Source organism: Nodularia sp. UHCC 0506 (genome assembly GCF_034931045.1).
GTDB lineage: Bacteria > Cyanobacteriota > Cyanobacteriia > Cyanobacteriales > Nostocaceae > Nodularia.
This window is the reverse complement of the sequence record NZ_JAYGHH010000035.1, coordinates 33,408-35,841: the sequence shown is the minus strand read 5'-3', so window position 1 is coordinate 35,841 and position 2,434 is coordinate 33,408. Positions and strand designations below refer to the sequence as shown.

The window sequence follows — 2,434 nt, the reverse complement described above, 5'->3', positions numbered from 1 at the left end:
GGATATCCGCCGTAGGTTCATTTTTGGCAGTTACTGTTGTTTCTTCCTCTTCAGGCAAAACAAAACTAACATTTTCCTGTAGGATTAATTGTTGATTTAATGATGTGGCTTCTGTGTTCAACAGATTATCTAATATCTCTTCACTAGATTCTAGATTTGATTCATTTTCGCTGTAATCTAGAGGTGCTACTAGACTTTCTTCTAAGTTTATTGCTGGCTGTTCGGTTTCTGCGGCGAATAAATCATTTGTTTCCGTATGATCAACATCATCTACAAAAGTAGAGTCAATGCTGATCTCTGCCAAATCTAAATCAGGTTGAAACTCTGGTAACTCCGCATTTTCTGGAGTTGCTGCAACTAATAATTCTTCATCCTCAACCAGAATATCAGCATTATCTAGTTGATCTGTAGCGGCTATTTGTAGTGGCTGTTGTGTAAATTCTGGAATGAAATCTAATGCTTCTGGCTCTTGGGAGAAATCGCTAATTTCCTCTAGACTCAATTCTAGATCATCTTCATTACTGGGAGATATGAAATTAGACTCGACTAAATTGGCAAATAAGTCATCTTCATCATCAGTATCTAATGAAAATATCAAATCTTCCTCACCCAAATTAACATTTGTGGAGGGCAGAGTATTTAACTCTTCTATGTTGCCAAAAATATCACTAGCAGCTGCTGCAAACAAACTTTCTTCCAAGGCTTTTTCCACATCCTGCTCCAATATCGAAGCAGTGTCTTCTGTGATTGTTTCCTCGTTCCAGAAGTCGTTTAAGTTGTCTTCAATTTGAGTGGTTTCTGTGTCGTTTACAGGTGTTATATCAAATAAATCAGCTATTTCTGAATCATCATTAGATATTTGTGGAGTATCGTCAAAATCATCAAACAGGGCATCTAAAGTTAAAGATTCTGGCTGAATTATAGTTTGGTGTTCTTCTCCATTTTTATCCTGTAAAACCTCCTCTATACCTACATTATCTGTGTCAGAGAATAATTCATCAAAACTGCTTTTTTGATGACTGGATATAGTTTCTAGTTGAGTTAATTCTCCTGATGATACTAGTTCATTGTCCTCTGATATTGATGTTAATAGCTCATCCATTAAATCATTGTCATTAATATCGGCAACAGACATCTCTGCTTCTCTAGAAACTGCCGCAGATGTTGGTCTATTTGGCTGTTCTGATTCAGCAAAATTCTTGCCAAATAATTGGTTTAATTCTTCTGTTGTCGTCAGACTAATGTGCAGATCATTATCACTTTTATCTTCATCAAAGAATAGAAAATCAGCTAAATCACTATCATAATCATCAACATTGCTGTCACTTACATCTATTCCCAATTCACTGGTGACGTTAATATCTAAATTTTCTTCTTGTTGCCAGGTGTTATCTAGTTCTGGTGTGTCACCTTCAAATAAATCAGCCAGGCTATTTAACTCAGCTAATCCTACTTCCGGTCCATTGTGGTCAAGACTACTAAGGTCTCTGTCTTCCTCAGCATCCAAAAATAAATTAAAAGTAGCAGCAATTTCTGGGACATTATTTTCTGTTGCGGCTGAAGCATCCTGACTGGGATGAAGTTGTTCAGATAGTTCAGTTAAGCTAGTTATGCTATCTGTTGGCTGTAAAACGGTAGATTGACTAGTAAAACTATCTGTAATCGCAGACAAGTTTGCATTGGTGACAGATACAGGCTGATGAGCCAACAAATCAAGTGCTGGCAAGTTTAAGAGCGCTGTTAATTGTTCACTAACTACAATTTCAGTTTCTCTGTGTTGGAGAACTAATTCTTGGGCTTGTTTGACTTCGGTAATGATAATTTTAGCTAAAACGAGATAGGTATTTTCAGGATTAGCGATCGCATTAGCCGCAGCTTGACATAATCTACACCAATGAGGCAAACTCCACGTCTGACCTAGGCTGACTAACTGCTGACAACATTGTTGCAGATTGTTTCGAGATTCGGGTGTTGTCTGTTGCTTAAACAGTTGCAACATTTCCCGTAGTGCTTGTAACGCTTGGGTTTGAAATTCATTCCAATGGTCACTTCTTGGGGCTGTAACTGGCGAATTTTCTGCGATAAATCCCGATGATTCGGGGAATGTACTTTCGCTGTCTTCTTCCTCATGATCATCTGTCCGCACGAACAGATCGATCAGTGTGGTTACACTATCGGCTGAATTTGGTTCTATTTCTGTGGTGTGGGAATTATTTTCTGCCTCCCCGTTACTTTGTTGGACAAGTAGTTCCAGATGCTCATACAACCAAGTAAAAACAGGCTCAGTTTCTAACATCAAAGTATTAGCCGCCTCTTCTGACAGGCCGAATGGCCCGCTCAAATGTTCCAATAGCACCTTCAGGGTATCAGATACACCGAGAAAGAGAGATTCTAGCTTTTGGTCAACTTGAACCGGATGTTCTTTGAGAACTTT

The 2,434-nt window shown here is 38.5% G+C and carries 1 pseudogene; it reads right to left on the bottom strand.

What is annotated here, in order from left to right:
- Positions 1-2,434: pseudogene (locus tag VB654_RS17625) on the bottom strand (two-component hybrid sensor and regulator); the annotation flags it as partial.